Raw genomic sequence first — 5,337 nt, forward strand, 5'->3', positions numbered from 1 at the left:
CGCCTCGAGTTCGGCGGTCGTCGGCTCGGTCGTCACCCCGCCGGGGAGCGAGACGCCGTCGAAGGGAAGCGGTGCACCGATCGCTGGCTCCGCGACGATCGTTTCGATTCGCTCGGTCGCGTCGGCGGCCGCGCCGCGCTCGAGTCCCACTTCGAGTCCCTCGAGTGCGCGTTCGAATCGACCGACAGTGTTGACTGTCATTAGTTCCCATATCCGGGTGGGCAGTGAAGATTCTACTGGATGTTTCTCTGCCATTTCCGAGCCGATATCGGCGTTCGGCTGTGGCTCGTGATGCCGGAGCCGATCGATACGCGGAGCAGGAGACGGACGACGGCACCGGTCGTCGCTTCGACACGACGACCGACACGCCGGATCGAATCGGCGACGATGCGTCCGATCGCCCGGCAGGGTTGTCTCTCTGACCGATGCGGGCTCCGGAAAATACGGAATGTGAGACGTCGTTACTCCGAGACCGTCAGTTCGCCGTAATCGAACTCCTCGTGGGCCTGAACCATCCCCTCGACGACTGGATCCGCCTCGGCCTCCGCGTCGGCGTCGACCTGGTCGAACACCTCCTCGAGGGCGTCGACGAGTTACTGTTCGGTGTAGTACGCGCGCTTCAGGCCGTCTACGAAGAGGTCTTCGGTCGAGTCTCCGGTCACAAATACTCGTGTGAGTGGACAGCGCTAATTTCCATACGCGAGTAGCTTGCATCTGAGACGGACGATATCGACTCCCAACAAAACTGAATCGTCCGTAGCGCTTACTGCGATTCGCAGATCGCCAGGAAGTTCTCGAAGATCTCGTCGCCCTCCTCGGTGTGGGCGACTTCGGGGTGCCACTGGACGCCGTAGAGATCGCGGTCGGTATCGCTCATGGCCTCGACGTCGCAGACGTCGCTTTTCGCCGTCAGCTCGAAGCCCTCGGGCAGTTCCGTGACCTCGTCGGCGTGGCTCGCCCAGACGCGAGTCTCGGGATGCAGGGTGCCGGTCAGCGGGTCCTCGGCGTCGACGATGTCGACATTGACGTCGGCGTACCCGCCGTACTCGCCGCCCCCGACGCGACCGTCGAGTTCCGCCGCGATCAGTTGCATTCCCAGGCAGATACCGAGGACGGGTATGTCCGCTTCGAGGTATTCGGCGGACCGTCCGATCCGATCCATATCCGGACCGCCCGAGAGGACGACGCCGTCGGCGTCGACGTCCGCGGGTGGCGTGTCGTTGTCGATCAACTCCGTGTCGACGCCGAGGTCGCGAAGCGCCCGGCGCTCGAGGTGGGTGAACTGTCCATGGTTGTCCACCACGACGATAGTCGTCATTGGATGTTCGTAGCGGATCACCGGGTAAAAACGGTCCGAAACGCGCCCTCGAGTCGACCGATACCCGCGATCGAGCGCCGGCGAACGGAAAAAGAACGACCCACTCGAGGCGCGGGCTTTTGAACCATCGCTCCAATCCCGTCGTCAAACCAATGGATCGGCCGAGCGCGGACGCTGGCGATATGCGGTGGGGATGGCGCTGTCCGCTGTGCGAGACGGACGCATCGGTGACGAGAGACCCCCACTCGGAGACCTTCCGCTGGGAGTGCGACGACGATGATTGCGAGGCGACCGGCTTCGGGTTCACCTCGCGGCGCAGAGCGAGGCTCGCGTTGCGGGAGTACCGCGAGCGATACGAGAACATCTACCGGTAGTCGGCCCGGTTGCCGGGACGCTCACGGCCGGTCTCGAGTGGGCTCTCGAGTCGCTGGTCGGCCGCGGGAGCCGGTGTTCCGGTACGTTTAAGCGTTCGTCACCGGATGGCAAGCACATGGCAGTCGATCTCGGCGAATTCGATCATCCGGCGTGGCTCACCGCGGCGGGAACGGGCATCGGGTACGCACTGATCCTCGCGGTGCTGACGCTGGCGCTATTCATCGTGCCGTGGCTCGTCTTTTCGGTCCTGTAACGGCGAGATGGTGTACTGGCGGCTGCTTTGACATCACCGTCGCTCCTCATCGTGACGTATCTACCCCGATTAGTGCAGGCGAAGGAGTTACCGCTGCCAGCATCCGCGAGCGAAGCGAGCGGTTTGCGACGAGAGAGCATCGCTCTCTCGGCATCACGAAAGCGCGCTGAGCGCCTTTCGAACGACACCGCCGGAGCGGGCGAAGCCCGCGAAGGCGGCCTTTGTAGCGTAGATTTTTGCGCCAGCGCGGGACCGCCGGTCCCGCGTGCCATGCGAACGGGCGCTATGCGCCCGTGAGCAGACGAGCGGTTCCGAACGAAGTCGTTCGAAAGACGCTTTGCGTCTTTCGTGATCTTCAAAAGAGCGCTTTGCGCTCTTTTGGACCTCGCCGAGCTTTGCTCGGCTCAGTGACGAGAGATCGAAGGTCTCTCGAACCATGAGGAACCGAGGCGGAAAAAGGTACGTAGGCGAACACAGTGAGCGAGAACCGCGGATTATGCGATCAGTGTGTAAATCGTTTTAGTGACTACGATAGTCACTGTCTGGCAAAAAACGGCGGGAAACGGTGTCGTTCGTCGGCGATGCACCGGCTGGTGGCCGCGGGGTCGGGCGACGGCGTCCGAATCGGACGCGAGACTAGCCTTCGATCTCTGCGACGTCTTCGATCTTCATGCCGTCGAGCTTCTCGACGATTTCGTCGAGTTTGCCGTCGAGTTCGTCGACGAACTCGACGGTGCGCTCGGTCTTGATCGCTCCCTGACTCGAGGGCTCGATCAGGTTCTCCTCCTCGAGGACTCGAAGCGAGTAGCGGACTTTGTGGTGGGGGTATCCCGTCTCGTTCGACATCTTGACGATCCCGATCGGTTCGTTCTCGATGACCATCTTCAGGACCTGCAGATGACGTTCCAACATATCGACTTCCTTCTCAAGTCGGTCTATCATGGCATTTGTTAACTTGTCTTTGGACCTTTTAAAAGTTCCCCTCGAGAACCGGAACGTCCACTCTCAACTAGGTGTTTGTTTCTGTGTGTAGTTAACGCTTCCGGTGACGCCGGCGCTCTGGTCGAGGTTGGAAACGCCCGCAAGCGAGTCACCCGAATCAGTCGCTTCCGGTGGGGCCTCGAGTTACAGGCCCGAGACCTGCTGGGAAACGCGTTTGCGCGGACGCTGTCGCTCGAGTGGGGGGTCGCGACCCTCGGTAGAGCCACCCGCATACCGTAATCTGTTTATCGGCCCAGCAAGAACCCGCCGCTGTTATGACCGTCACTATCGTCGGGTCGCAACTCGGCGACGAAGGCAAAGGTGGGGTCGTCGACCTCTACGGCGACGCCGCCGACGTCGTCGCCCGGTATCAGGGCGGCGACAACGCTGGGCACACCGTCGTTCACGACGGAACGAAGTATAAACTGTCGCTCGTACCGTCGGGAGCCGTTCGAGGGAAAATCGGCGTCCTCGGCAACGGCTGCGTCGTCAACCCCGAGACGCTGTTCGACGAGATCGACACGCTGCGAGAGCGCGGTCTCGAACCGGACGTCCGGGTCGCCGAGCGCGCCCACGTTATCCTCCCCTATCACCGCGCGCTCGACGGCATCGAGGAAGCGGAGAAGGAAGATCTCGCCGCCGGGACGACCAAACGCGGCATCGGCCCGACCTACGAGGACAAGGCCGGCCGCCGCGGCGTTCGGATCGGCGATCTGCTCGACCCCGACGTGCTCCGCGAGCGCCTCGAGTACGTCGTCCCTCAGAAGAAAGCCCTCGCAGAGGAGGTCTTCGAGAAGGAGACTGGCGAGGAGTTCGACATCGACCACCTCTACGAGACCTACCGGGAGTACGGCGAGCGCCTCGCCGACGAGGAGATGACCGTCGACTGCGGGACCTTCCTGCAGGAGCGGGTCGACATCGGCGAGAGCGTCATGCTCGAGGGTGCGCAGGGCACCTCCCTCGATATCGACCACGGGGTTTACCCCTACGTCACCTCCTCAAATCCGACCGCGGGCGGCGCGACCGTCGGCACCGGCCTCGGCCCGACCGTCATCGGCGACGGGGAAGTCATCGGCATCGTCAAGGCCTACCTCTCCCGAGTCGGGACCGGCCCGCTGCCGACCGAACTCGGCGGCGTCGAGGACCAGACGCCGGACTATCACGGCGATGTGGACGCGGCCGCGGACGAGGAGGAACTCGCGACGTACATCCGCGACGAGGGTGGGGAGTACGGCACCGTAACCGGCCGCCCGCGGCGGGTCGGCTGGCTCGACATGCCGATGCTTCGCCACGCGGCCCGCGCGAACGGATTCACCGGACTCGCGGTCAACCACATCGACGTGCTCGCGGGCCTCGAGACGGTCGAGGTCGGCCACAGCTACGAGTTCGACGGCGAGGAAATCTTCACGATGCCGCCGACGACCGAACAGTGGGCGCGCTGTGAAGCCACGTTCGAATCGTTCGACGGCTGGCCCGAAGTCGACTGGGCCGCGGTCGCCGCCGAGGGCTACGAGGCCATCCCCGAGAACGCGCAGACCTACCTCGAGTATATCGCCGACGAACTCGACACGCCGGTCTACGCCGTCGGCGTCGGTCCCGGCCGCGAGGAAACCATCGTCGTCGAGAACCCGTACGAGTAGCGCGACGGTCGGTTTCTTCTATCACCGTCAGTTCCGCCGATCGGACTGCGAGCAGAACGCTCGATTCGTCATCCACTCACCACCGCCCGGTCGACCGTCCGCTCGCGAGCGACGTTCCCGAAACCTTTTGCTGGAGGCGACGAGCCTACGTAGTATGAAGGAGTCGTTGCTGGACATTCTCTGCTGTCCGCTCGATAAACACGACCTGGGGCTCGAAGGAGCCGAACACGACGACGAGGAAGTCATCGCCGGCACCCTCGTCTGTTCCGAGTGCGGCGAGGAGTATCCCATCGAGGACGGCATTCCGAACCTGCTGCCGCCGGACATGCGCGAGGAAACACCGGCCTAACCGGCCAGATTTATCGTGTCACCACCAGCGGTCACCGTCCACGTCAACCGCGGGTCCGCCGAGGCGCTCGAGCCGTCGAGCACGTCGCTCGAGACCAACGGCTCGTTTCTCCTCTCGCTGTCGGGTCACGAGTCGCCCGCGCACGTCCACTGTCGCCTCGCGGGTGACCTCGAACGGATCGCATCGCTCGAGGAGTCGAACTACTTCGTCGAACCGGACGGCGTCACGACCGTTCCGATTGCCGTCAACGCCGATGTAGTCGATCGTCCCGTGGACGGCCACCTCGAGGTACTGACGGGCTACGGCTCCGAGTCGATCTCGATCGCCGTCACCGTCGTCCCCGGACCGCCGGACGTCGACGTCGACGAGTCGCTCGCCGAACCCGCCCGCTCGGAGCCCGAGCCGGCGACGCTCGAGCGCG

At 63.7% G+C, this 5,337-nt stretch carries 8 protein-coding genes and 1 pseudogene; 6 read left to right on the top strand and 3 right to left on the bottom strand.

The window, feature by feature from the left end; all coding sequences use genetic code 11:
- Positions 1-201: pseudogene (locus tag PGX04_RS21840) on the bottom strand (lactate utilization protein C); the annotation flags it as partial.
- Positions 202-281: 80 nt separating this feature from the next.
- Between PGX04_RS21840 and PGX04_RS21845 the strand changes: the two are divergent.
- The gene (locus PGX04_RS21845) at positions 282-422 is read left to right on the top strand and encodes a hypothetical protein (RefSeq protein ID WP_273740426.1); all 141 of its coding nucleotides are present in this window, start codon (positions 282-284) and stop codon (positions 420-422) included.
- Positions 423-763: 341 nt separating this feature from the next.
- Here the strand turns inward: PGX04_RS21845 and PGX04_RS21850 are convergent, their stop codons facing one another.
- Positions 764-1,318 carry a GMP synthase subunit A gene (locus PGX04_RS21850; protein ID WP_273740428.1) on the bottom strand — a complete coding sequence of 185 codons (555 nt, stop codon included), beginning with the start codon at positions 1,316-1,318 and terminating at the stop codon, positions 764-766.
- A gap of 152 nt (positions 1,319-1,470) precedes the next feature.
- Between PGX04_RS21850 and PGX04_RS21855 the strand changes: the two genes are divergently transcribed.
- A complete protein-coding gene (locus PGX04_RS21855) occupies positions 1,471-1,692 on the top strand; it encodes a hypothetical protein (protein ID WP_273740429.1) in 222 nt (73 codons plus the stop codon).
- A 116-nt stretch (positions 1,693-1,808) separates the two neighbouring features.
- Positions 1,809-1,946, top strand: a complete 138-nt coding sequence (locus PGX04_RS21860; RefSeq protein WP_273740430.1) for a hypothetical protein — start codon at positions 1,809-1,811, stop codon at positions 1,944-1,946.
- 636 nt (positions 1,947-2,582) lie between these two features.
- Here PGX04_RS21860 and PGX04_RS21865 read toward each other — a convergent pair.
- Entirely contained in the window at positions 2,583-2,888 is a 306-nt protein-coding gene (locus PGX04_RS21865) for a hypothetical protein (RefSeq protein ID WP_098724040.1), read from the bottom strand.
- A gap of 314 nt (positions 2,889-3,202) precedes the next feature.
- Between PGX04_RS21865 and PGX04_RS21870 the strand changes: the two genes are divergently transcribed.
- The 3 genes from PGX04_RS21870 to PGX04_RS21880 all read left to right on the top strand — a co-directional run.
- On the top strand, positions 3,203-4,567 hold the full coding sequence (locus tag PGX04_RS21870) for an adenylosuccinate synthase (protein ID WP_273740431.1): 1,365 nt from the start codon (positions 3,203-3,205) through the stop codon (positions 4,565-4,567).
- A gap of 154 nt (positions 4,568-4,721) precedes the next feature.
- Positions 4,722-4,916: a methytransferase partner Trm112 gene (locus PGX04_RS21875; protein WP_273740432.1), complete on the top strand. Its 195-nt coding sequence runs from the start codon at positions 4,722-4,724 to the stop codon at positions 4,914-4,916.
- A gap of 15 nt (positions 4,917-4,931) precedes the next feature.
- Positions 4,932-5,337: DUF7524 family protein (locus PGX04_RS21880; protein WP_273740433.1), on the top strand; the 406-nt coding region annotated here is incomplete at its 3' end.

Source organism: Natrinema soli (genome assembly GCF_028618695.1).